The 255-nt window shown below is 73.7% G+C and carries 1 protein-coding gene; it reads right to left on the bottom strand.

The genetic code is table 11. From position 1 onward, the window contains the following. Positions 1-255: alcohol dehydrogenase catalytic domain-containing protein (locus SB658_RS25685; RefSeq protein ID WP_410603283.1), on the bottom strand; the 255-nt coding region annotated here is incomplete at both ends.

Below are 255 nucleotides of genomic sequence, written 5' to 3' on the forward strand. Positions count from 1 at the left end.
CTGCGCGTTCGCACCCGGACGGGTGACGTCGCCAGCGTAGTAGACCTCGTCCCCCGGCGCGAAGGCGGTGACGTCCGGGCCCACGGCCTCGACCACGCCCGCCGCGTCGAAGCCGAGTACGCGCGGCGTGAGCTCGAACCCTTCGCGCGGTGCACGCAGCTTGGTGTCGACCGGGTTGACCGAGACCGCCAGCACCCGCACCAGCAGGTCCTGCCCGGTCGGCGATGGCGGCGCCGGCAGGGTGACGTCCAGGAG

The sequence above is a fragment of the Bacillus sp. SIMBA_008 genome (assembly GCF_046535495.1).
GTDB classification, from domain to species: Bacteria; Bacillota; Bacilli; order Bacillales; family Bacillaceae; genus Bacillus; species Bacillus subtilis.